The organism is Paenibacillus xylanilyticus (assembly GCF_009664365.1).
Classification (GTDB): Bacteria; Bacillota; Bacilli; order Paenibacillales; family Paenibacillaceae; genus Paenibacillus; species Paenibacillus xylanilyticus_A.
This window is the reverse complement of record NZ_CP044310.1, coordinates 2,045,141-2,070,147: the sequence shown is the minus strand read 5'-3', so window position 1 is coordinate 2,070,147 and position 25,007 is coordinate 2,045,141. Positions and strand designations below refer to the sequence as shown.

General features: G+C 49.7%; 22 protein-coding genes. 12 read left to right on the top strand and 10 right to left on the bottom strand.

Features of this window, described 5'->3' with window-relative positions:
- Positions 1-11 precede the first annotated feature (11 nt).
- From F4V51_RS09420 to F4V51_RS09400, 5 genes are all read right to left on the bottom strand, one after another.
- On the bottom strand, positions 12-1,052 hold the full coding sequence (locus F4V51_RS09420; protein ID WP_153977772.1) for an acetyl-CoA carboxylase carboxyltransferase subunit alpha: 1,041 nt from the start codon (positions 1,050-1,052) through the stop codon (positions 12-14).
- Positions 1,053-1,946, bottom strand: a complete 894-nt coding sequence (accD, locus tag F4V51_RS09415) for an acetyl-CoA carboxylase, carboxyltransferase subunit beta (RefSeq protein ID WP_095288130.1) — start codon at positions 1,944-1,946, stop codon at positions 1,053-1,055.
- A 409-nt stretch (positions 1,947-2,355) separates the two neighbouring features.
- On the bottom strand, positions 2,356-2,544 hold the full coding sequence (locus F4V51_RS09410) for a hypothetical protein (protein ID WP_017689496.1): 189 nt from the start codon (positions 2,542-2,544) through the stop codon (positions 2,356-2,358).
- A gap of 251 nt (positions 2,545-2,795) precedes the next feature.
- On the bottom strand, positions 2,796-3,284 hold the full coding sequence (locus tag F4V51_RS09405; protein ID WP_095288131.1) for a phosphatidylglycerophosphatase A family protein: 489 nt from the start codon (positions 3,282-3,284) through the stop codon (positions 2,796-2,798).
- 224 nt (positions 3,285-3,508) lie between these two features.
- Complete coding sequence (locus tag F4V51_RS09400) at positions 3,509-7,498, bottom strand: DNA polymerase III subunit alpha (protein ID WP_153977771.1); 3,990 nt, start codon at positions 7,496-7,498, stop codon at positions 3,509-3,511.
- A gap of 243 nt (positions 7,499-7,741) precedes the next feature.
- On the opposite strand from F4V51_RS09400, the gene F4V51_RS09395 reads away from it, so the two are divergent.
- From F4V51_RS09395 to F4V51_RS09385, 3 genes are all read left to right on the top strand, one after another.
- Positions 7,742-8,071 (top strand): YtrH family sporulation protein, encoded by a 330-nt coding sequence (locus F4V51_RS09395; RefSeq protein WP_095288133.1) that lies wholly within the window; start codon positions 7,742-7,744, stop codon positions 8,069-8,071.
- Between the two features lie 21 nt (positions 8,072-8,092).
- Entirely contained in the window at positions 8,093-8,581 is a 489-nt protein-coding gene (locus tag F4V51_RS09390) for a sporulation membrane protein YtrI (RefSeq protein WP_095359015.1), read from the top strand.
- 96 nt (positions 8,582-8,677) lie between these two features.
- Entirely contained in the window at positions 8,678-9,019 is a 342-nt protein-coding gene (locus F4V51_RS09385) for a YtpI family protein (protein WP_153977770.1), read from the top strand.
- Positions 9,020-9,172: 153 nt separating this feature from the next.
- Here the strand turns inward: F4V51_RS09385 and F4V51_RS09380 are convergent, their stop codons facing one another.
- The 3 genes from F4V51_RS09380 to F4V51_RS09370 all read right to left on the bottom strand — a co-directional run bounded on the left by F4V51_RS09380 (position 9,173) and on the right by F4V51_RS09370 (position 11,410).
- The gene (locus F4V51_RS09380) at positions 9,173-10,507 is read right to left on the bottom strand and encodes a DRTGG domain-containing protein (protein ID WP_153977769.1); all 1,335 of its coding nucleotides are present in this window, start codon (positions 10,505-10,507) and stop codon (positions 9,173-9,175) included.
- Between the two features lie 171 nt (positions 10,508-10,678).
- Positions 10,679-10,966, bottom strand: a complete 288-nt coding sequence (locus F4V51_RS09375; protein WP_076289792.1) for a hypothetical protein — start codon at positions 10,964-10,966, stop codon at positions 10,679-10,681.
- A gap of 96 nt (positions 10,967-11,062) precedes the next feature.
- Positions 11,063-11,410: a YlbF/YmcA family competence regulator gene (locus F4V51_RS09370; RefSeq protein ID WP_095288137.1), complete on the bottom strand. Its 348-nt coding sequence runs from the start codon at positions 11,408-11,410 to the stop codon at positions 11,063-11,065.
- Between the two features lie 279 nt (positions 11,411-11,689).
- Here F4V51_RS09370 and F4V51_RS09365 point away from each other — a divergent pair, with 279 nt between their 5' ends.
- The 5 genes from F4V51_RS09365 to F4V51_RS09345 are packed head-to-tail and all read left to right on the top strand — an operon-like array spanning position 11,690 to position 18,038.
- Complete coding sequence (locus F4V51_RS09365) at positions 11,690-13,057, top strand: YheC/YheD family endospore coat-associated protein (RefSeq protein ID WP_153977768.1); 1,368 nt, start codon at positions 11,690-11,692, stop codon at positions 13,055-13,057.
- 30 nt (positions 13,058-13,087) lie between these two features.
- Positions 13,088-14,278: a YheC/YheD family endospore coat-associated protein gene (locus F4V51_RS09360; RefSeq protein ID WP_153977767.1), complete on the top strand. Its 1,191-nt coding sequence runs from the start codon at positions 13,088-13,090 to the stop codon at positions 14,276-14,278.
- Positions 14,279-14,338: 60 nt separating this feature from the next.
- Entirely contained in the window at positions 14,339-15,712 is a 1,374-nt protein-coding gene (locus F4V51_RS09355) for a YheC/YheD family endospore coat-associated protein (RefSeq protein WP_153977766.1), read from the top strand.
- Positions 15,712-16,818, top strand: coding sequence for a YheC/YheD family endospore coat-associated protein (locus tag F4V51_RS09350; protein ID WP_153980631.1), 1,107 nt, complete (start codon positions 15,712-15,714; stop codon positions 16,816-16,818). The genes F4V51_RS09355 and F4V51_RS09350 overlap by 1 nt, the downstream gene beginning before the upstream one ends.
- A gap of 35 nt (positions 16,819-16,853) precedes the next feature.
- Positions 16,854-18,038 carry a YheC/YheD family endospore coat-associated protein gene (locus F4V51_RS09345; RefSeq protein WP_153977765.1) on the top strand — a complete coding sequence of 395 codons (1,185 nt, stop codon included), beginning with the start codon at positions 16,854-16,856 and terminating at the stop codon, positions 18,036-18,038.
- A 158-nt stretch (positions 18,039-18,196) separates the two neighbouring features.
- Here the strand turns inward: F4V51_RS09345 and F4V51_RS09340 are convergent, their stop codons facing one another.
- Positions 18,197-18,883, bottom strand: a complete 687-nt coding sequence (locus tag F4V51_RS09340) for an HAD hydrolase-like protein (protein WP_095359022.1) — start codon at positions 18,881-18,883, stop codon at positions 18,197-18,199.
- Between the two features lie 294 nt (positions 18,884-19,177).
- Between F4V51_RS09340 and F4V51_RS09335 the strand changes: the two genes are divergently transcribed.
- On the top strand, positions 19,178-20,896 hold the full coding sequence (locus F4V51_RS09335) for a methyl-accepting chemotaxis protein (protein ID WP_153977764.1): 1,719 nt from the start codon (positions 19,178-19,180) through the stop codon (positions 20,894-20,896).
- A gap of 142 nt (positions 20,897-21,038) precedes the next feature.
- On the opposite strand, the gene F4V51_RS09330 is transcribed toward F4V51_RS09335, so the two are convergent.
- Complete coding sequence (locus F4V51_RS09330; protein ID WP_153977763.1) at positions 21,039-22,028, bottom strand: Gfo/Idh/MocA family protein; 990 nt, start codon at positions 22,026-22,028, stop codon at positions 21,039-21,041.
- A 415-nt stretch (positions 22,029-22,443) separates the two neighbouring features.
- Here F4V51_RS09330 and F4V51_RS09325 point away from each other — a divergent pair, with 415 nt between their 5' ends.
- The 3 genes from F4V51_RS09325 to F4V51_RS09315 all read left to right on the top strand — a co-directional run bounded on the left by F4V51_RS09325 (position 22,444) and on the right by F4V51_RS09315 (position 24,992).
- Positions 22,444-24,072, top strand: coding sequence for a thiamine pyrophosphate-binding protein (locus F4V51_RS09325; protein WP_153977762.1), 1,629 nt, complete (start codon positions 22,444-22,446; stop codon positions 24,070-24,072).
- 16 nt (positions 24,073-24,088) lie between these two features.
- On the top strand, positions 24,089-24,457 hold the full coding sequence (locus F4V51_RS09320) for a carboxymuconolactone decarboxylase family protein (protein ID WP_153977761.1): 369 nt from the start codon (positions 24,089-24,091) through the stop codon (positions 24,455-24,457).
- A gap of 184 nt (positions 24,458-24,641) precedes the next feature.
- On the top strand, positions 24,642-24,992 hold the full coding sequence (locus F4V51_RS09315) for a hypothetical protein (RefSeq protein WP_153977760.1): 351 nt from the start codon (positions 24,642-24,644) through the stop codon (positions 24,990-24,992).
- Positions 24,993-25,007: the final 15 nt, after the last annotated feature.

Genomic DNA, 25,007 nt, shown 5'->3' with positions numbered 1-25,007 from the left:
AATTCGTCACATCATTCTGCATTTCCCGACAAATTATTCACTGCATCCACTCGAACGGGCTCCTCCGGAGCTTCAACTGGGGCCGGTGGTGTTGGAGATTCGAACGTAACCGATCCGATTTTGCGGAATTTCTCGTACCGATCCTGCTTCAGCTGATCCCCGCTCCAGCCTTTCATCTCTTCCAGATGACGAACAAGAGCTTCGCTGATCGCTGCTGCAGCACCTTCATAATCCCGATGCGCACCACCACGTGGTTCAGGAACAATTTCCTCGATAACTTCCATCTCCAGCAGATCCTTGGCTGTGATCTTCATCGCTTCCGCTGCCTGATCTGCCTTGGACGCATCCTTCCACAGGATGGACGCTGCACCATTCGGAGAGATCGCTGAATAAATGGCATGCTCCAGCATGAGTACTCGATTGCCTACAGCCAAGGCGAGTGCGCCGCCGCTTCCACCCTCGCCGATAACCACAACAATTACAGGCACCGTGAGCTTCGCCATTTCAAGCAGGTTACGGGCGATGGCTTCCGATTGACCTCTCTCTTCTGCAGTATTACCCGGATAGGCTCCTTTAGTATCAACAAATGTAATAATTGGACGGCCAAATTTGTTCGCCTGTTTCATCAGCCGCAGTCCTTTGCGGAAACCTTCCGGATGCGCGCTCCCGAAAAAGCGGGCGATATTATCCTTCGTATCTTTCCCCCGCTGTTGTCCGATGACAGTTACCGTTCTTCCATTCAGTTTCGCAAGGCCGCCAACGACGGCCAGATCGTCGCCAAACATCCGATCACCATGAAGCTCTATAAAATCGGTAAAAATCAGCTGGATCAGGTCAAGTGCAGTTGGACGCTGTTGATGACGCGCCAGATGCATTTTCTGAGCTGCGGTTATGCCGGAATAAATCTCTTCTTCAAGTCTATGATAACGCTCCTCCAGGCGGGCGATTTCATCAGTGAAATCAATGCCCTTCTCCTGTCCAAACTGTACAAGCTCCTCAATCTTTTTGCGCATCTCAACCAGAGGCGCTTCATATGGCAACTCACCCGCCATTTAGACCCCTCCTTTTTCGCTGTGCATATCCAGAAGCTTGGCAAGGGTCGTACGAAGTTCTTTCCGGTGAATCACCAAGTCCAACTGACCATGCTGCATATTAAATTCTGCCGTCTGGAAATCCTCAGGCAGCTTCTGACGAATGGTTTGCTCAATAACAATTCGGCCGGCAAAACCAAATACGGCACCTGGTTCAGCGATATTGATATCGCCCAGACTGGCGAAACTCGCTGATACCCCACCTGTGGTCGGGTCCGTGATGACCGAAATATAAAGTCCTCCCTGCTCATCCAAACGAGCTAGTGCCGCACTTGTTTTGGCCATCTGCATCAAGCTGAGGATACTCTCCTGCATCCGCGCTCCACCAGAGGTCGAGAATATAATCAGGGGCAAGTTTTTCTCCGTTGCGTGCTCTACAGCACGAGTAATTTTCTCCCCTACAACAGAACCCATGCTGCCTGTGAAGAAATCAAAACTCATGACAGCAACAACCACAGGTAAACCTTCAATGGTTCCTTCTCCTGTAATTACAGCTTCCTTCAGTCCTGATTTTAGACGCTGCTGCTCCAGCTTGCTGCTGTATCCCGGAAAACCAAGCGGATCCACGGAAACCATGTCGGCATCCAGCTCAACAAAGCCTTGCTCGTCCAAAACCATGGCAATACGCTCCATGGCATTCAGGCGCATGTGATAGCCGCAAGCAGGACATACTTTCAGGTTTTTCTCCAATTCCTTGCTATATTGAATCGTGCCGCATTTGCTGCACTTGTTCATAAGTCCTTCAGGGATTTCACGCTTTGGACGTTCTACGACTTCCTGGCCTTCGCCACGAACCGCACGCTCGGAAGGTATGGTAGCGTACTTCCGTTTTTTCTGGAATATATCTTTGAACACAACTACACCTCTCCAGCCGTTGATTTTATAGCCGCACCCTGCAGTACATCGCGAAAAGCGACTTCTACAGAGGTACTGCGGTGAACCGTTTACGACCCACACGCTGCAATGGGCCTTGTCCAGGCATTCACAACAAAAAAATCCGCCGGCATAAGGCAAGAATCAGTGGCTTCTATCAGCACGATTGATGTTACCTGTATTACCGAAAGATTGTTGCGCGAAATACTTGAACTTGTCTCGGTAGGGTCTCCGGGAGCAGCCTGGTCAGTCCATAGCCTAACAAAAAAAGAAGGAAGGACAGCAGCATACAATACATGCAAGTCGATTCCTCTCTCCGCTTGCGCGGTCAGCCCCTTATGTACCGATGGTACTTTCTTCTTCGCCAAGGCACCTCTGATGTTGAATCAAATCAGGAATGCAGAATTGAATTCAGCACTTCCTGGACCTCTTCCAATTCCCCAGAAGGGACGCGAATCTCAAATTGCTGCTTGGATAAACTGATGGGACGGGTCTGTACCAGAAAACCTTCTTCCGAAAGCTTGGTCTTAATCTTGTCCGCAACCTTTGCTGTCGGTGCAATGTAAATCACCGTCCACATGCCATGTCCGCCCCCTAAGCTAATGTTCAGAGCCCGTATATTGGACTAATGATACCATACCTCCGTTTTTTTCTGCAAGGAAGGGTTCAGGACCTTAGGGGAGAAAACGGGATCTTGGGGGACATTTGTCCCACTAGGATAACCGATATGCTTAACACTTCGTCTGATATTTTGGCAAGGGATATAAGACGTTCAGGTTCTCCAGGGCAGCGCCTGCCGCCCTGAATGTCCTGCAGCTAGGGAGGAAATGATTAATCGGTAGGGTATTTTTTAGCATTGAGATTTTTGTGGGCAATACGTGCGGAAGCCGCGGCGGCCAGACCGGCGACCAGATCATCCAGGAAGACATGAATGCCTGATCCATCTTCATTCAGATCGTGAATGACGCCTATTTTTTCTTTATCCAGGTAACCAAAACTGGTTAAACCAATCATGCCATATACATGGGTAATGCCAAGGGCCAGAGTCTCGTCCACTCCATACAGGGATTCATCCGCTTCCATAATGGCCTGCAGCGGCTGGGGCAAGAGACGTTTTTCAGCCAGTTCATCCAGAGCAATGCCCGTATACAGCGTATACTGAACCTCTCTTTTTTGCAGTACCGATTTCACACTTGTTACACAATCATCCATCGTCAGTTCCGGGTGGTACCCTTTTTGCAGACGATATACAATTTCAGCGATTGCATCAATCTGTACACCCCGCCGGGCCAGCATAGCTTCTACGATTTCATATGACATATCTCGACCTCCCGCATCGCTCCCCGAGGACCGCGAGGTCCTTCGGTGTTCTCAAGTGTATGCGGCTACCCAGCAAAACGTTCATAAAAAAACACAAATGGACTTCTGCCAGGGGTTAAACGGGGCTCCCCAGGCAGAAGTCTCACTTGGTTTGGTCAAACAAAAGAACCCGTCCGGCATAACCAGACAGGTTCCTCCTTTGGCGATGGGCGCTGCCAAGGCCATTACTTGATTTTAACTGTACCCTCGCCCAGCATCTGTTCCATCTCGGAGAATAGTGTTGGAGACGGTTTAATCCGGTAAGCATCGCTTAACGCGAGCAGCTTCTGCTGCTGCTCATAGAAAAGTACCGTTGCAACCGGACCCGGATGCTGCTGGAGCAGCTGCTTCAAACGTGTCAGCAGTTCCGGTTTCTCGGACTGTGGAGTGATCTTCACAAACACCCGCTGCTGTACGGCCTGAGACCGGCGAATCTGCTCGGATCCATTGGCAGAATCGGTGCTGCCAGGCGACGATACAGACGTCCCCTCAGCTTTGCCTGCGCCTTCCTCTCGGTGCGCTGTTGCCGGCCCTCCGCCTGTGCTGCTGCGTACAGCTCCAGCAGCTGCTCCAGCCCCCGCACCGGCTTGCTGCCTTGCCGGAGCCGCCGGGCGCGAAGGACTGCCGCTGCCGGGCTTCCCGCGCCGTTCGCGGCTGCGCAGCTGCTGTTCCAGTGCCGCCTGTGTGAGCGGCGCCACTTCCTCAGCCAGCAGCTTAAACCCTTCGTCCTGCTGCTGCACTTTGGCACGCACGACGAGCAGTTCGCCTTTCCCGACATGCTGCTGGCTCCGCCGCCATACTTCGGGAAAGAGAACCACTTCGCATCGTTCAATCTGGTCTTCCAGCTCCATGAACGCCATGGCCTTGCCCTGTTTCGTCGTGATCGACTTCACGGACACCACCATCCCGGCAGCGACGGCCATCGTATCGTCGGCCGCTTCGGTCAGCTCCATAATCCGATCTGCCCCGCTCGATTCGAGCACATCTTCATAATCATCAAGTGGATGACCGGAGAGATATAGACCCAACAATTCTCGCTCAAGCTCCAGCTGCTGAGTGGCTGAATACGCAGGAATCTGTGGATATTCAATCTCCCAGTTGGGTGTCTCAACAAAATCAAACAGCTGAATCTGCAGATCCTCGCGCTCCTTGCGCCACTTCAGAGCAGCTTCCACCGTCTCGTCCAGCATCGCAAGCAGTTGAGCTCGGTGTCCCGGCAAAGTGTCAAAGGCCCCCGCCTGAATCAGCGATTCAATGACACGTTTGTTGCAGACACGCAGATCGACACGGCGACAAAAATCGAGCAAACTGTCGAATGGGCGCTCCTTGCGGACGAGCATGATACTCTCCATGGCTTGGGTGCCGACATTCTTCACAGCAGCCAGTCCAAAACGGATAGAACCGGATGCAAATACCTCAGCTTGATTCTGGTCCACTCCGCCGGTCATACCTGTTTCTTCCCGATCTACATGTTTTATCGCAGACGCTTCACTACCGCTTACAGATAACCCCTCTTGTTTCAGGCCTTCAGGCATCACGGTCGAAGCTTGCCAGCCATATGAATCATCACCTTCTTCGGGCATTGGGCCCGGGTCATCCGGCAAAGGTGCATCGCCATATTCTTCCTGACCGGGATGATCATACATATGATTTTCGGTGTTGTTCCCATTGTCCATTTCGGACCTGTCAGTCAGATTGTTCTCCGGTTTGCCGGGTACGGCAAAGACTGGAGTAAACAGAATGCCGCTCTCGTTGACGTCAGGTGGCAGAACCTCAATTCCCATACGACGACATTCCACGACGTATTCTGCAACCTTGCGGTGACTGCCCATAACAGCGGTCAGCATGGAAGCCATAAAATGAACCGGATAATGAGCCTTCAGATATGCGGTCTGGAACGCCAGTACACCATACGCCGCGGCGTGGGCACGCGGGAAACCATAGTTGGCAAACTTCACGATCATGTCATAGACCAAGTCCGCTTCTTCCTCGCTGTAGCCTTGTTTGAGACTGCCCTGAACGAAATGTCCACGTTCCAGATCGAGCACTTCCCGTTTCTTCTTGGACACGGCTCTACGCAGCAAGTCTGCTTCCCCCAGTGAGAAACCCGCCATGCGTGAAGCAATCTGCATGATCTGTTCCTGATAGACGATGATGCCATACGTATCCTTAAGAATGGATTCCAGATCGGCATGGGGATAATCGACCTCAATCTGTCCATGCTTGCCCTGAATATACTTGGAGATGAACTCCATTGGACCCGGACGATACAAAGCGAGAACGGAGATGATGTCTTCAAATACCGTCGGCTTCAGATCCTTCAGCACACGACGCATGCCCGCCGATTCCAGCTGGAATATGCCCATCGTGTCGCCACGGCCAAGCATCTCATACGTCTTTGCATCATCGTCCGCGATATATCGAAAATCCGGAACTTGCCCTTCTTCCCCGATCCAACGCAGGCAGCGTTCAATAATGGAGAGGGTCCGCAGTCCGAGAAAGTCCATCTTGAGCAGCCCAATTGACTCCAGATTTTCCATCGAGTATTGGGTTAGCGCAGTGCCCTCGCTTCCTTCCTGAAGCGGAACAGCATCGGTCAGAGGATCGCGTGATATAACGACCCCGGCAGCATGCGTGGACGCATGGCGCGGCATGCCTTCCACCTTCATGGCCATGTCCAGCAGTTCACGGGTTTTCGGCTTCGTTTCATATAAAGCCTTCAGTTCAGGCGTTGCTTCCATGGCACGCCGGATGTTAATCCCGAGCTGGGCAGGAATGAGCTTCGCCGCCTTATCCACCTCGCCATAAGGTACATTTAACGCCCGTCCAACATCCCTGACTGCTGCACGTGCAGCCATGGTACCAAAGGTAATAATCTGCGCCACATGTGCTTTTCCGTATTTGTCTGCGACATAATCAATAACCTCATCCCGCCGCTCATCACTGAAATCGATATCGATATCGGGCATGGAAATACGTTCAGGATTCAGGAAACGTTCAAAGAGCAGATTGTACTTCATCGGATCAACATCGGTAATATGCAGTGTATAGGCAACAAGGCTTCCCGCCGAGGAACCCCGGCCTGGGCCGGTGACGATCCCTTGTCTATGGGCATAAGCGATAAAATCCCATACGATCAGGAAGTAATCCGAGAAGCCCATACTGTCGATGACCTGAAGTTCATAATTCAACCGCTTATCAAGCTCGGAACGAAGGGCCGAATCCGTCCAGCGTTCTGAGCTCAAATATCGTTCCTCCATGCCTTTTTCACAGAGCTCTCTCAAGTACTGAGAAGGACTCTGCCCCTCAGGCAGCGGTCTGTATTCAGGCAAGATGGACTTGCCAAATTCCAGCTGCAGTTCACAGGATTCGGCAATACGAACCGTATTCCTCAGCGCTTCTTCCACATGAGGGAACAAGCGGGCCATCTCCTGCTCACTTTTCAAATACAGCTGATTGGTACCAATCCGAAGACGACTCTCATCATCAACGGTTTTCCCGGTTCCGATACAAATGAGCACATCCTGAAGTTCAGCGTCCGCTTCGGACAGGTAATGCACATCATTGGTTGCCACAAGCGGAATATCCAGTTCTTCGGCTAGACGAATCAATTGGGGATTGACTCTTTTTTGCTCTGCGAGGCCGTGATCCTGAAGCTCCAGATAGAAATCAGGACCAAAAATATGTTTATAACGAAGCGCAGCCCGCCGGGCCTCTTCTTCCCGTCCATGCAGCAAATGCTGAGGCACTTCTCCACCCAGACAAGCACTCAGGCAGATAATGCCCTCGTGATGAGCCGCCAAACTCTCCATATCAATACGTGGCTTGTAATGGAAACCTTCCAAATGCCCAATAGAGCATAATTTCATCAGGTTGCGGTAACCTGTCATGTTCTTCGCCAGCAAGATCAAGTGGTGAATGGGCTGATCCTTGCGGCTGCCCCGCTCCTTGCGGGACCCTGCGGTCATGTATGCCTCACAACCGATAATCGGCTTGATGCCTCGTTCGATACAGGCTTTATAAAAGGGAACAGCGCCGTACATGACGCCGTGATCGGTCAATGCGAGTGTGGTCATCCCAAGATCTGCGGCCTGGTTCACGAGATCCGGAATACGCGCAGCGCCGTCCAGCAAACTATATTCACTATGAACGTGCAAATGCACAAAAGAACTCATGTTCGTTACTTCCTTTCGCCGCGGATAGCTGCAGCATCTGTCTTCAGAGCCCAGCTGCTGCCTATCTTTCTTCTATATGAATACAATAACTGAATAAAATTTCAGCACGTACAACCGTACTTTATTATTCTATTTTATCATATCGTCCAGGGGCACGCCCATACAATAAGAGTACAAGCCGCTCCCCCTGTTTCGGGCCACTGACAGGAGGTGCGCTGCTGGGTCTGAAAGGGGTGTTAGCGGGTGAGCACATTTTTATCCAAAGCCATTCTTGATTTCTTTATTGCGTTTGGCATTGTGCTGGGCGGCGCGATGATCGGAGGAATTGGTGCTGTTATCTCTCTCCAGCCTCCGACTCAGACGATGCTTGATATTTCCGGCAAAATCAAGATATGGGCGCTTGCAGCCGCAGTTGGGGGCACCATCGATCCGATGCGTGTCATTGAGAGCAACGTTCTCGACGGCAATCTGTCGCCAGCGGTGAAGCAAATTTTGTATCTGATCTCGGCCTTTATGGGCGCTCATATGGGAACCGAACTCGTAAAATGGGTATGCGGCGGAGGGCGGGGTTAATATGGCACCGGGACTGAGCCCATGAGGATTCCGCCTTTTTCACGCTACCGCCCGCTTATGCGCATGACAGCCGTGTTTGTCCTGGGAATGATCGCGGGAAGCGCTGTATACAACGGTGTATTTCACCTGAGTTATAACAAACTCTGGCTAACCAATCAGGAGTTGCAGCTCCAGCTGCATCAGAATGAGGAGGATATCAAAACGCTGAAAAAATACAGTAAACGGCAAACCGTCATTAAGGAAATTAAGGTGCGCGCTGAAGAGTCTGACAAAGGTCCGGACGAAGCATCTCTCAAAATCATGCTGCAGAAGCTGGGGGACGAGCTTGAGGTTCTTCGCGGTCGTGATGTGTTTAATATCGATGAGTACAGCAAAATGACACGCATCATGTTGAATCAGAAAGTATACACGGTAAGGGAAAAACAATATACGGTCCAAGTCAAAACCATGCTCGTTATGGAAGGCGTACTTCAGGTTTGGGTACAAATTCGGATGCACGTTCCGGCTTAACCACTGGGAAGCAGGCTAGAAAAAACTGCCCTTGTCCCTGTCTCGCGTGGTACAATAAGGGCAGTAAATGCTTTCCAGAAAAGGAGCTGCTCATTCGTGTTGATTGATGTTCTCAAGTATGTCCTGATTGCCATTTTCGCTCTAGCCATGGTCTGCTCGGCGCTGAACAGCATTCGTTCGTACCGGGCCGCGAATGCCGCTGACGCTGGCCTTTACCGTTCATGGACCAATATCTGGATGGGTGGCATGCTGATTGTATTGTCCATAATCCTCATGTTTGTCTTCACTGGATCGAGCCTGTCTATTGTTGTGGAAGCGCTCTTTCTAATTATCGGTGCTTACAATCTGTTCGCCGGTTTGCGCAACCGCAGCTACTTTGCCCGTCTACGGGAGCACAGCGGAAATCAGTCAGGCCGTGCGTCCAGGCAATCTGTTTAATGCACGCAGTTATACCCTATCTGCAGCGAAAAGAGGATATTCCACTCATCGATACATGTCTGAATGCCGGCTGTGAACAGCAGTTCGACATGACAATAGTGGGGGATATCCTCTTCGTTATATATGGGAGCAGTGATTCACTAATCACCTGAACTAGCCATGATCAATGGATTGCAGCGTCATGACCGCTTTGCATACGACATTTCCTTCACGGGTAATGACAATGTCCATTTTGCAGGTTCGGCGGCTCGTTTCCAGAATGACGGGTCGAACCAAAATCTGATCCTCAATCTGCACCGGATGCACAAAATACGTCGTCACATTATCCACGACATAATCGTTACCCGTAACATCCCAGGCAGCCCGGCGTCCTGCCTGCGTCATGACGTTCAGCAGCACCCCTTCAGAGATCGTGCCCAAGTCTGTCGCCATCTGCGGAATAATGAAACCATGAAACATTAACTCATTCTGTTCTCCGCGTTCCTCGGCAAACCCGTTCCAGATCAGATGATCGAAGGTCTCGCCGAGCTGCGGCTGCTTCTGCGCGTCGCGCATGGCCTGCAGTACTTCCTTCCGCGTTATGGAGGCAATCAGCTTCCGATTGCGATCCACAATGGGCAGAAAATCAATGCCTTCCCAAGTCATGATCTGCGCGGCAGAAGCCAGTGAGGTTTGCAGCGAGGCCGTAACCGGACGGCGCACGACGCATTTCTCAATGCTCTGGTCTTCCAGAAGTTCGCTCACATCCTTCAGGCTGACAATGCCGATAACCCGATTCCATTCGTCAACTACCGGGAAGCGATGATCTCCCGTTTCGGCAACCAGCTTGTGAAAATCAGCGGCAGAGCTGGTGACCTTGAGCACTTGAAGACGGGGCTTCTGACCGATAATATCCTCCACAAGCATGATTTTTTTCTTGATCAATCGGTCAAAGATTGCTCGGTTAATCATGGAAGCCACGGTGAATGTATCATGTCTGGAAGAAATAATCGGCAGTCCCAGTTCATCTGCCAGCAATCTGACTTCACGGCTTGTGCCGAAACCGCCGGTGATGAGTACACCCGCTCCCTGCTCAAGTGCAAGCGAATGGGCATTATCCCGGTTACCCACAATAAGTAGACTTCCTGCATCTATATAGCGGGCCATGGCCTGCTCTTTCATCGCACCAATCACATACTTATGAAGCGGTTTGGCCAAGCCATCACTGCCTCCGAGCACATGACCTTCCACAATGGTGACCACATCGGCAAAGGTCAGCTGTTCTGACATGCCGCGCGGCCTCTTTTCGATCCGTACCGTTCCAATTCGTTCTTTGGTTACCACCAGCCCGAAGTTCTCTGCTTCCTTGACTGCCCGATAAGCGGTCCCTTCACTTACGCCAAGCTCTCTTGCCAGGCCACGGACCGATATTTTACTGCCGACTTTTAACTGTTCGATATGCTGCAGCAGCTGTTCGTGCTTCGTCACGTTCTCTTCCTGTCCGTCCATCTGTACCACCCCCGAAGATGCATCTGTACTATTCTGTATCTATTATAACACGCTCTGAGGAAAATAACCCCATTCCCCCGCACTTCGTTTATCAACGCAAAAAGACCGATTACCCTTCGGATTGAAGGATGATCGGTCTTCGGATTCTGTCCTGATGCCTTGATGCAAGGCTTATACAGATTTGCTCTGCTCCTGCTTGTCCACCAGCTTCATCTCCCACTGCCGCAGCTTGGCCCGGCGAACAGCTTCCAGTGCACGCTTCTTCTCTTCATCTACACCAAGAATGAAATGAAGGTGCGCACCAATGATTAATAGGGAGAACAGCACCCATACGATGCCAAAAATATTAACCCAGTCCATTCCACCTGCGAAGGAAATACGCGGCAGCGCGATAACCAGCATTGACAGAGCAATAAGCAGATAGATCACATGTTTTGCCTTTTTCAACCTTTTCACCATACACAGCTCCTTCGTTCTTGATCGACTCTATATGTCTAGTCTATGAACCGGAACTGTGCAATATGAAAGATTTAGACAAATAACCTGTTAAACGTTTTACGCCTCAGCTCCACCATACAGATGGCCCAGGCTGTCAGCAATAATTTTGTTCACATCTTCAATGATTACGCTCAGACGGCGCTCCGCATCGAATAGGCGACGGATGTTGAGATTCAGGCTCAGCACCTCAAACAGCTTCTCCATTTTCTCCATCTCGTCCGGTGCCGGCATGTCGCCGCTCATCATGCGCTGCTGCAATTCCATTTGTTGATCACGGAAGCTGTCCAGCATGCGTTTCGCCTCCGGATCAGCTTCGATCAGCTTCATCGCGGACGTAATTTCTTCCACCTCGCTGCTTTCTCTCAGTGCTTTGGCCAGATCATTGGCTTTGTCATAAATATTCACTATTATTCCTCCTCAATTTGGATTGTTCTGCTGCTATTCAATCATTCCCTCAATTTTCTCGTCGCAACGTTCACCCGTGTTTATACACGCATTTCTCTTCTCTCAAACAATGGCTGACCCAGACAGGTCATCGATTCCGATGTCAAATCAATTGCATTTAATCCAAATGGGTCAATCACCAAGGGGTATATGTCCTCATATGATGAAGCACATGCCATGTTCAGATGCCGTTCAACTTCGAGATCAGACATCAAGTTGCCGCCCGGAAGGAGATCCGTGATGTCCACTAAAAAAGTAACGATTCAGGTTACCGGCTCGGGCATCCTGCAGGACGACGTCATCATGCTGGGCGAAGGGGTGCTCAAGGCCCTTAAAATCCCTTCGGGAAGGCCGCTTCAGCTTCAATTCGGCTCTTACCGCCGTGAAGTCACCGTTATTCCGGTTCCCAGATACGACGGCCTTCGCATCAATCAGACGGTAGCCAGCAAGACCGGCCTGGTTCCCCGTTCGGTCCTGAGTGTATCCTATCGTTCAGCCAGCCGTACGCTGCGCCTTGGCCCCTTCATCAGTGTGCTGGTAAGCCAGGATTATCCCGATCAGCCCGATCGGCCCTTTGGCTCCATCACGATGTTCTGTCATGAGCTGGTGAAGGCCTGCCGTAAGCAGGGCGCCTATGTATCCTTTTTCACACCAGAGGATATCGGAGCGGTAACGGGTCATATTCAGGGCTGGGTGTATGATGACGGCTGGAAAAAGACGGTTCTGCCCATTGCAGACGTCGTCAATAACAGGCTGACATCCCGTAAGCTTGAGAACAAACCTAGCGTACAGCATTTCATGAAAGAAGTAAAATCTCTCTACGGCACACAAACCTTCAATGAAAAGTTCCTGGACAAAAATGAAGTGTTTGATGCCTTGAAGTCCATTACAACGCTCAAAAGGGTCCTGCCGGAGTCACATTTGCTGAAGTCCTCTGCCACGCTCAAAACGATGTGCACCCGGTATCCGGTTGTATTTCTCAAGCCTGTGCGAGGTTCGCTTGGTAAAGGAATCATCCGGGTCTCCCGTCAAATTGACGGAAGTTTCCTTACACTCGCAACCAGTGTTGGAGGTACCCGCAAACAAACGTATACTTCTCTGGATAAACTCTATGCCAGTCTGTCCGGAAAAATGAAAACGACGCGATACCAGATTCAGCAAGGGCTGTCTCTCATTGATAATAGCGGTAGGCCCGTCGACTTCCGTGCCCTCGTACAAAAAAACAGATCAGGCAAATGGAGTGTTACATCCATCGTAGCCCGCATTGCCGGAGGCAGCCATTATGTATCGAATCTAGCCCGCGGCGGAAGCCTCAGTACCGTTAAGGATGCCGTGGCCAAAACCCAGCTTCCCGCATCAGCCAAAGCCTCAGCTTATGCCAATCTTCATACGGCGGCGCTCGACATTGCCAAAGGAATTGAGCATGCGATTCCGGCCCATTTCGGTGAACTTGGTATTGATCTTGCGATGGATACCACTGGTCGTGTCTGGCTGCTCGAGGTTAATTCAAAACCGTCCAAGAATGACAATACGCCACTGAGCGAGAGTAAAATCCGGCCCTCTGTCAAAGCCATGCTGGAATACTCCACGTATCTGGCCGGATTCTGAAGAGTGATCCATTACAGGAGGTGCATTCCGATGCCATCATCGCCGCAAACATCAACCATAGCCATCCTGGTCCGTGCTGCAGAGGGATCACCACCGTTCTCGGATGAACTCTTTTGCCGTCGTCTCAGTTTGGAGAGTCATCGCTATAACCTGAATATCATCGTGCTGCCCATATCCGCTGATAGAGATAACCCTTTACCAGAAAAAGGATACATTTACCGTAACGGAAAATGGAAAACAGCTCCTGTTCACGGGGTACAAATGCTGATGGATCGGTGCCTGCTGCCACTTCCAAGACGATGTAGACAGCAGCTTCATGAACTTGCTTTATCGGGCAGCGGGCACATCAGACCCTACTGGTCTGTTTCCCTCCCGGGTAAATGGAAGGTCCACCGGGCAATGTCTCGGGAAAAACAGCTGAGCAGACTTCTCGTTCCCACCGTACTCCTTCAACCTCAAGCTCCATGGGAGCAGTGGCTGAAACGGTGGCCCAAGGGACTTTTCTTCAAGCCTGTTTCAGGAACCCATGGCAAGGAAACATTTCGTCTCACCCAGGAAAATGATACCCCCACATGGGTCATTGAAGGCAGAGATCAGGACAATGAACGTTATCAGCGCAGATTTTATACACGTCATGCGCTCTCAACCTGGCTTGAATCCAAGATTTCCAGTCGCCGGATGATCATGCAGCCATATCTGGATCTGAGTCATCACGGGCATCCATTCGACATCCGTGCCCTGGTGCAAAAAAACAAACACGGACGCTGGACCCTGACAGGATGCATGGTTCGCGAGGGTGCCGAGGGCTCCCTTACCTCCAATTTGCATGGCGGAGGAAAGGCCTATCCCGCTCACTCTTATCTCATGGATCGATACGGGAGTATGCGTGCCAATACCATTTTAGAAGGGATCGACCATGCTGCTGCTCTAATCCCTCCCTTGCTGGAGGGTCAATTCGGCAGACTTGCTGAATTGGGACTGGATTTTGGAGCAGATTCGACAGGTCGTCTCTGGCTGCTGGAGGTCAATTCGAAGCCAGGGCGCTCTTCATTCGCAGAGGCAGGTGACCGACACATGCAGACACTGACTTACACCCAGCCGCTTGCCTATGCTCGTTATTTGCTGCAACAACATGTTCTCACGGACGTCGTTCGTCCAATGAAAATGCCGAATACATCCAGCACAGCTGGCCTGAAACCCATCCCGATTCAAGGCGGCTAGGCCCGCAGCGCCCGCTTGCCATGGAGCCGAAGGATTTTTTTCAGGATAGGAGGATAAATCATGAGTTTGACCTTTTGCAATCTGCATTTTACGCAGCAACCGGATAAAGTGGTTTATGTATCCAACGCACTAATGAAAAGTCTGAATCTATCCGGCAAAAAAACGATACATCTGCGGTTTGGGCGAGACCGGGTGCCTGCAACCATCAAACCGATCAAGAAGGCAGGGAAACACCTCTATCTCGCCTCGGGCATACGCAATCTGATGAACGTTCCCAAGCGGGGCAGCATCTATCTGCGCAACCTGCAAAATGATGAAGTCCAGCTCGGTCCACTGATTGGCGTATTGTCCGATGGACCTGGAACGAGCTCGAATCCATTTGGCTCCCGCACCGGGTTCATCAAGCAATTGCTCCGGGAAGGCGGCCGCAAATCCTATATCTATGCGTTTACTCCAAGAGATATTAACTGGCAGAATGAAACGGTATCCGGTTTTTTTCTGAACGAAAACGGAAGCTTTGTACGGAAAACGGTCCCTTTGCCAGACGTCGTGTACAACAGGTTACCCAGCCGTCGTTCCGATTTCTCGCCTGCCATCAATCAACTGAGGGAACGGTTTGTCCGTCGTAAGATCCCATTTTTCAACTGGAGCTTTTTCAATAAATCGGACATCTACAAGCTGCTCGAGAATGATCCTGAAGCAGGTAGGTACATTCCAGAATCAATCACCAATCCGACTGTCGAACAAATGAGAGAAATGCTGGAGCGACACCAGTTTGTATATTATAAGCCCACAGCTGGAAGTCTCGGTAACGGAATCTACCGCTTGACCTATTCGCCCAAACGCGGATATTTCGCGCGTTATCGCAAAAAAGGCGGCAATGCCCTGCTTCGCTTCGGCTCCTTCAATGGCCTAATGCGCATGCTTCAGGGCAGACATGGAAAACAGCTGCGAGGCTATGTCGTACAGCAGGGAATCCGGCTCATTGAGATCGATGAGTGTCCGATTGATTTTCGCTTCCACATGCACAAAAACGGGAGCAATCAATGGGTCGTCGTCGGTATCGGTGCCAAAAAGGCTGGTCGGGGCAGCGTGACTACCCACATCAAAAATGGCGGCTCCCTGATGACCCCTGAACAGGCGCTTAGCCGTAACTTCGGCGAACGTGCGGGAGAAGTGCTGCAGCAGGCCAAATCCGTCGCTATTACACTGGCCCAGGCGATTGAAACCCAGCACCAGCATCTGATTGGTGAGATTGGCTTTGATCTGGGCATTGATCAGGAGGAACATGTATGGATGTTCGAAGCGAACGCCAAACCCGGGCGCTCCATCTTCCGTCACCCTTCACTCCGGGTGGAGGGAAAATCATCGGTGGAGCACATTTTGGAACACTGCCTGTATTTGAGCAAATTCCGGAAGAGGGACGGCATTTGATGAGCCTTCATGATGATTTCAAACCTGTCATTGCCGTGTTGACCATGCACGACGACCACCGGGGATTCAGGGGAAACCATCAAAATTTTCTGGACATTATACAGACAGGCGAAAACATGGGTTATCAGGTGTATATCGTAACGGTAAGAGATTTGAACGTGAACGGGCCTACGGTTAAGGGCTATACGTACAACAAAGGGAGCGGAAAGTGGACTTCACAGTCCTTCCCTCTCCCTCATGTGCTGTACAATCGCATTCCCTATCGGGAAGATGAGCGAAAGCCCTCCGTTCAGCGGAAAATTGAGGAATGCATGCAAGCGGGGATCGAGCTGTATAATCCGTTTTTCTTCAATAAATGGGATCTGTTCGAATGGCTGAAGAAGTCCAAATCCACCCAGCATCTGATCCCTCATACACGCCGGATGCGAAGTGCTACTACGCTGGGTACGGTGCTGCGGGCTTTTCCCTATCTCTATCTGAAGCCGGAGAGCGGAAAAGCGGGAAAAGGCATCATGATGCTGAAGTTTCAGGAAAAGGAACGTCTGCCGTTCCGGCTCCGAATACAAAGTTCCCGTAAGAGTACCACGTATAAGGCAGCATCACTTGCGAAGTTATGGTCTCGCATTCGCCGGGAAACCGGGCATACGCCTTATATCATGCAGCAAGGAATCGAGCTTGCCTCATCCCGCAAACGCCCCTTCGATCTGCGCGTTCTGGTACAGAAGAATGGCAAAGGACAGTGGAGTGTAACAGGGGTGGGTGCCAGACTGGCGGGTTCGCGAAGCATTACAACCCACGTTCCACGCGGAGGCAGCGTTGAAGATCCCGAGAAGCTCCTTACCGAACTGTTCGGGGAAGAAACAACAACTGCACTAATGAAAAAGGTCAGATCGACATCATTAACGATTGCCCGTCAGGTTGAACGAGGCTCTGGCCATACGCTTGGGGAGATGTCTATGGACCTTGGCATCGATGACCTTGGAGAAATCTGGTTCTTCGAAGCCAATGCGAAACCGATGAAATTTGATGAACCCCAGATTCGTAAAAAGTCATTGGAACGTATTTTCCAATATAGCGCATACCTGGCTCGCCAATCCAAACGATAATGGAAAGGAATAACAGCTAAAGAAGGTGATTGTTTGTGTCCTCACCTGTTCTAGGCATTATGACGTTGTACTTAAACGAACATCGCGCCTTGGAAGAACGGAGCATCTACCGCAGAATGATCCTTGAAGGACGCAAGCGGGGACTCGACATTTACGTGTTCACACCTGCGGATGTACATCCCGGTGGCAAACAGATCGAGGCGATGGTCTTCCATTCGGATAAGGGATGGTCCAGGGAATGGCGTCCATTTCCGGACATGATCTTCGACCGCTGCCGTATACAGCGAAATCGCAGATTCCAGCAGCTGCTCGCCTTTCGCGAGAAATACGGGCACATGCTTTTCCTAAACCGGCCGCTTCGCAATAAATGGACCATACATCAGACCCTCTCGGCAAGATCCGCCTTTCGTGAACATTTGCCGGAGACCGTTCTGTTCCAGGATATGTCTGATGTCAATCGAATGCTTAAAGCTTCTTCGCTAATCTATTTGAAGCCCATAAACGGAACAGGCGGACGTGGAATCCTGCGGATCGAACGCAACAGTAGCGAAGCCAATATGGTCCTGGTCCAGGGACGTGATCAGAAACGGCGTATCATTACCCCGCGTAAAGTCCATTTATCAAGGCTCGGTTCTCTGCTTCAGCATTGGAACATGAAAGATAAATATCTGGTTCAGGAAGGTATTCAGCTCCAGCTTCCCAATGGTCGTGTACACGATTATCGCATGCTCGTACAGAAAAATGGCGAGGGAGAATGGGAGCTGACCGGCTGTGCTGGGCGTATGGGAGCTGAGAAAAGTGTAACATCGAATCTGCATGGCGGCGGTCAGGCCGTTCCCATGAACCGATTGATGAAACAATGGATCACCGATGAGGAGCTGAGGGATGAGATTAATGCCACGGCCGAGAAACTCGGCATTTCAGTGGCCTCATTCCTGGAAGATACGTACGGTGATCTGTGTGAGCTTGCTCTGGACTTGGCGATTGACAAGGATGGCCGCATCTTCCTGCTTGAAGTGAATCCCAAACCGGCACGAGAGGTTTTTGCACGGATTGGTGAGCGGAATATCTATTACAAAGCAATTACTCAGCCACTGGAGTATGCTCTATGGGTGTACCGCAACCGGACAGCTAGTACGCCGAACAAGGTGAAAGTAACCAAACCGGTAACCGGTAAGTCCACCGCAGCCCGAAGGTCCAGGAAATCAAGATTAAAGTAGTTACTTTACTATGGATCTGGGCCTTCAAGCATCTTAAATCGATATTCATGTCATCTCAAAGAGCCTTTATCTCCGCCTCGCCCGTTTAACAGGGCTTCGGAGATAAAGGCTTCTTCCGGTTTCGAACGCTGATATGGTCAGTTCAAGATGTAGTCTTGCTATTCAGCTTCTCTGTATAGACGAGTAAGCTCGGTAAAGTCAGAGATTAATACATCTGATCCAGCAAGTTCTTCGTCACGACCGAAGCCGGCATATGCACAGCCAATGACCGTCTGCCCATTCATTTTTCCTGCTTCAACGTCGGACGAGCGGTCTCCTACCATCCAGGCATCCTGAATCCGGTGTTTTTCAAGCAGTATCTGCACCAGGTTTACCTTGGAAGGTGTCTTATATTGCCCTGCACTGTATACACCTTCGAATAAAGGCATAATCTCGTGTGCAAACGCAACCCCTTTGACATAGTCCTCCAGTCCATTACTCGCAACAAACAAACGAACACCTTGTTCCTTGAGGGCTTGAAGCGTCTCTTTTACATGCGGGTAAAGCTGGGAACTACCCTGGTCAAGACCCTCAATTTCCAATTGAAGCAGCAATTCATCTGCACGACGGTGTGCCGCTTCAGAGGCTTCCGGCATGACCACTTTCCATATATCCTCGAGCAGCATACCCAAGCTTCCCAGCATCCGTTCCTCGGGAGGTGTCTCCCCTTCGAAATGTCCTTCGGCACGCAGTGTATCAAAAAGCTTTTGGTAAGCAGGCAACAGCAAGGTTTCTGTCTGGAACAACGTTCCATCCATATCAAAAATCATCGCTTCCGGTTTTCGCAATACAGTCTCTTTACTCATTTCTAGGATTCGTTCCTTTCGGATTGAAATATGTAATCAGCATCATACCCTTTCCATGATAAACAAAAACGTTTGGCAGTGTAAACCGAACACTGTAAAAGGTTTATTCGGTCATGTCTTATTTATCGATACAAACCATATACAAAATATAAACAAACTATGTATACAAACTTACTTTCATAACGTATAATACTGAAAAATAGTTCTTAAGACTCCTGATCCATAAGTCCTGTAAGTTGCTTTTTTCAAGTTTTTTCGACAAATACATATAACCAAAAGAGAGGAAAAGGAATCATGAAGAAAAAGAGAATTTTCAAAATTTTTTATAAAATCGGGCTGGGTTACCTGCTCGTATTGGCGGTACTGGCTGGAAGCATTCTACTGATTCAGAACAGTATTGGTCAGCTTCAGGAAGAGCTGGATTATCTCGTTGATCATGACATGAAAGTGCATGCCTTGACGTATGAATTGGAGAAAAACATGGTGGATATGGAGACCGGACAGCGTGGTTACGTGATCACTGGACAGGAAAGTTACCTGGATCCATACATAGAGGGAAAAGAAAAGCTAGTCGAGCTCAAGGAGCAGCTAGCGGGCCTTATCTCTGACAACCCGGCTCAATTGACATTATTGCAAGATATACATCGTTCCATGAATGACTGGATTCAAGTGGCCGGAGAGCCGGTTGTCTCCCTGCGTCAGGCTAATGATCTGGATTCCGTCCGTCAGTTTTTTGCAACAGATCCAGGCAAAGCAGATATGGACGAGATCCGCAGTTCCCTGATTACTTTCCGGAACAATGAACTGGCTCTGACAGAATCACGTACAGAGGCATTAAAACAGAAAAACACGATCCTGAACTGGGAACTCTACGGAGCCCTAATCCTTGTTGCCCTTATTTCCATCTTTGCGGCATTGATTTTGTCCCGTGCCATTGTCAAAAACATTCGTACTGTTACCCATGCGCTGAATGACATCGGTTCCTCCAATGGTGACCTGACCCTGCGCATCGCCACCCCGATGAGGGATGAGACAAGAGAACTCGCCGAGTCTGCGAATACGATGCTTTTTGGTTTGCAGCAAATGATGCTGGACATCCAGCGCAACGCAACAGTTCTCAGCACCGCATCGGATCGTATGGATAAAGGTGTGGCGGACAGCCACCTGGCCAGTAAAGAAGTAGCTACAGCCATGGAACGAGTAGCTGAAGGAGCAGATGAGCAGGTTGCTCTTACACAAACGATGGTCGCTGTAATTCAACAATTCCAGACCGGGCTCAGCCGGGTGGCCGCATCTGCTGCAGACGTGGCTGAACGGGCGGTACGCACCGAATCCATCGCCACCGATGGGCAGCAGCGTATTGACAATGCAGTTGGCAAAATGGGAGTTATTGAGCAATCCTTCCTCTCTGTGCAGGAAGCCATTAATGATATTTCCAAGATGTCCGATCAAGTTATCAACATTGCGGATGCCATGTCAGGGATCGCGAGACAAACCAATCTGCTCGCATTAAATGCCGGAATTGAGGCAGCACGTGCAGGAGAAAACGGACGAGGCTTCGCGGTTGTCGCAGCTGAGATTCGCAATCTTGCAGACCAAAGCGCCACATCAGCCAAGGAAATAACAAGCATATTGGAAACCGTGGTCGCAGGTGTTCATAGCACAGTGGATGTTGTGGACGAGAGCACGGCTCATGTTAACGAGGGACTGCGAACCATCGAGGACGCAGGCCATGCCTTCGCCAATATCACACAACATATACATGAACTCAGCGGTCAAATGATGGATGTATCCGCGGTGGTTGAAGAGATCACTTCGGGCAGTGAGGCTGTCATGAATTCCATTAACGAAGTATCGATCGTTGTGGAAGATACTGCATCTGCTACGGAGGAAGTATCCGCCATGACCGAAGAACAGCTTGCCTCCCTGCAGGAAATGAGTGACACTTCCAAACAGCTGAATCAAATGTCCGATGCACTCGACGAACTGGTAAAACGATTCAAGCTGGCTTAACCGTGTAAATACAGCAGCTAAAACAAAAAGAGCAGCTTCCTTAAGGAAGCTGCTTCTTTTTTTATATTTTAATTCTGCAAATTATAAATTAGTTACACTTACTGTTGCTTTCAGCATTTGACTAAGGCAGCAACACAACCAACTAGCGGCTGATCTGGATCGTGTTCCCCTCCGGATTACGCAGAGCTTCCAACACCAATTGGGCACGGTATCCGTCGTTAAAATCATAGATTTTTGCCGGCTGTCCCTGAATACGAGCGATTACATGCTTGAGAACTGGCAGCTCTCCCATCGATTCATCTACCTCTACAGGTGCAAGCGGCTGGCCAACTGGCCCCATCATCAGTTCTTCCCAGTTTTCCAGAGCGATCGTGCCTTCAGTTCCGTAAACGACCATGGATACTCGTTCCTTACCTGCAAAATGAGCAATTCCATTAAGCTGAATACGGATTCCATCCTCCAGCTTCATTACCGCCTGTACCTCATGTTCACATTCTTCGGCATTATCGGGGTACTGGACCTCGCTGCTTACCTCTGTAATTGGGCCAAACACATGCTGTATCATATGGATCCAGTGGATGCCCACCTCAAGGATAAAGCCCCCCTGCTCACGGCTTGAAATCCATGAATTCTGCTGCCATGCACGCGGCCACTGAGGGAATTGCAAAATCAGCTCTATTTTGCGAATCGCACCTATGCTGCGCTGCTCCACCAGTTCCTGCAGCTTCAATACAGAAGGTTCGTGAGGCATGGAGAAATGAATGGCATGGACTACCCCCGCCTGCTCTGCGGCCTCAAGCATTTCTCTCGCCTCTTCTGTACTGTTCGCCAGCGGTTTCTCGCAAAACACATGGATCTTCCGCTTTAAGGCCTCCATGACGACAGGATAATGAAATTTAGGCGGTACAGCAATGTACAATAGGTCAATTTCATGTTCATCCAGCAGCTGCATGTAGTCGCTGTATGCGCTAATTTCCGCATGGGATTCAGCAAAGTTCCTAAGCGATTCATCGTGTGCCTCACATACGGCTGCAAGCTCAATACTTCCATTCAGTTCGGCTTGCTTCGCCTGTTGAATCATATGTAAACCCATCTTTCCTAACCCGATCACAGCCATTTTCAATCGTGTCATTATGTCTCCTCCAATCTGATTTCCATTATAACAGAAGTTAAATGGGGTCCGTTTACTTGCGTTAACATGCAAAGAAAAGCATCTAGCTTCATGCTTATGATCAATTAAAGGTTACGTCTATATCTGACTTCTTCATTTTACATATAATGTAAATCACTCTCATTAGGACATTGGTTGCAGGAATATATAACCATTACATTTTCCTTTATCCTTTAAGCAGTTAAGCGTTACCAACTTAAGAATCAGGTACTTTTGCTTATAAAAATAAGTTGACAAAAAACCACATTAAAAGATAACCTTCGTATTAACAAGGATATATTTCCTTTTACAACCTTAGACAACCACTTGCATTCGAAAAAAATTGGATTATACCCTATGGGTCTTAAAACCTATTTTATGAAGCGAGGTGTCCCGCATGAAAACCGTTGCGGACTATTTGGCAGAAACGCTGCAGAAGCTTGGTGTTACTCATGTCTTTGGTATTATTGGAAAATCGATATGCCCTGCTGTTCTGAAGATGGTGGACCACGGCCTTGAGTTCATTCCAGGTCGCCACGAATCCAGTTCAGGATTCGCAGCAGCTGGTTATGCTCTCCAAACCGGAAGGCTGGGTGTTGCATTCGCCACTTCAGGTCCGGGTGGAACCAATCTTTTAACCGCTGCAGCTCATGCCAAAGCCAATAACCTTCCGGTGTTATTTATTACCGGGCATCAATCCATTCAGGAATTAGGCATTCCACAGTGCCAGGACTCTTCCTCCTATCTGGCCGATCTCGCAGAGATGTTCAAACCCGCTACGTTATTCAGCAAATTGGTGGAGCGTGGCGACCACTTCGGTACATTGCTCAATCATGCCCTCTCCATTGCACTTGGCCCGAACAAAGGTCCGGTTCATCTTTGTCTACCCTTTGACGTTCAGACCGAGCTGCTTGCTGAATGCCGAATTGTCATGCCTGAACCCGAGCCTCTAATTAGCATCTCTAACCTTAATCGAATTCTTCCCCTTCTTCACAAGTCCAGTCACCCATTAATTATCGCAGGCAAAGGCGTCAATCGAGCCAGAGCTCATGATGAGCTATTGCAGTTAGCAGAACAATTCCAAATTCCTGTCATCACGACGCCGGGTGGGAAAGGTGCTATCGCCTGGAACCATCCGTTATATCATGGACCTTGTGGTGTCGGGGGCTTCCCCCATGCCGATGAATTGCTCAACCAGAGTGACCTCTATATCGTACTTGGGTCGCGGCTGAGTGATATGACGATCTGCAATCTCAAACCGGACAATCATCCTGCACATCTCATTCAGTTCGATTCGGATCCTGCCTTTGTCGGCAAAATACTCCACTCACAAACCTTACATATTACTGGCGATCTAAAAGACAATCTGCAGTTTCTGCTTGGTACCCTGACCGAATATGAAGCTCCTAAGAGAGAGTCCACGGCAGTAGACTATACGGTCCCCCTGCCAACGCTACCTAACCTCTCCCTTGCATCCATTTTGGATGAATTGAGCGATATGCTGCCGTATGATCATACCTTATTTGTTGATGACGGAAGTCACGGCTTTCATGCTGTTCAGCGTTATAAAGTGAAAAAACCTGGCAGTTTTGTATTTGACGCATACTTCGCCTGTATGGGGAATGCCATTGGTATGGCGATCGGAGCCAAGGCAGCAGCACCAGACGAGACGATCGTCTGTATTACAGGCGACGGATGCTTCATGATGCTCGGAGCCGAGATCAATGCCGCTGTATGCCACAATCTGCCGGTCATCTTCATCGTAGTGAATAATAAACAGCTGGATATGGCGCTCAAAGGCATGCAAAAAACAACAGGTCGAATCGACGGGACCTTGTTCGAAGTGCCTATGGATGCGTCGAAGTTTGCTGAAGCTCTCGGAGCAGCCGCATTTCGGGCAGAAACACATGGCGAGTTCACCGCTGCAATCAAGGCAGCACAAGAACTGAAACAAGTCGCAGTAATCGAGCTGTTGACGGATCGCGATGAGATTCCGCCTACAGCCCATCGTACCGTGAATTTGTGAACTAGGAGGAGCAAAAATGAGTGAGCAGATTGTTCAAGGGCTGGAGCGTTTCGCGAATCTTTCTGGGGAGTACGGAGCCAAAGCCTTGGCCCCCATCAAGGAACATTTTCCCGAGCTGGCAGAATTCATTATGGGTACAGCTTACGGTGACATTTTCCAACGTACCAGCATTTCGGATCAATGGAAAGAAGTTGCCGTTATATCCTCACTGATTACACAAGGGCAGTTTGAACAACTGGGTGTTCATTATGTTATGGCACTTCGTGTTGGAGTAACTGTGGAGGAGCTCAAAGGAATTCTGCTGCATTTGGCACCTTGTGTAGGGGCGCCGCGTATTATTAGTGCATTTAACGTCCTACTTTCAACGCTAGATGAAATCCAATAATTAACTATTCTACATTTTTATACACGATTCGACTTTATTCTTGATCTCATTACATCTACGCCTTTATAATATGGGTAAATTATCCTCGATCTCAGCTTACATCGTAGAAGCCAGTAACGGTGGCGATAACACCTTGTCCCTGGTAGCAGGATAGCCTAACTCATTTATAAGGAGAGAGACAATTATGGGAAGCTTTATACTCAAGACTGACGTTCCAAACAAGGTGCTTAACATTGAACTGGAGGGATCTTTCTCTCAAGAAGATGGATTGCGTTCCATCTCGGCTTATCAGGATACGATTGCTCCCATTGACCCAACGGAATATGAACTGCGTATCGACTGCAAAAAGCTGAATGTCACCGCTCCGGAAATTGTACCTCTGCTGGAAGGCTGCCTGGCTCTATTCAAAAAGGACGGCTTCAAAAAGGTTGTACTCACACTCGAAAATAATGCCATTTTGAAAATGCAGTTGTCCAGGCTTGGACGTGCTGTCGGACTGGACAACCTCGAAATTGTATCTACCGTTACCACCTAATAAATCAGGCGGACA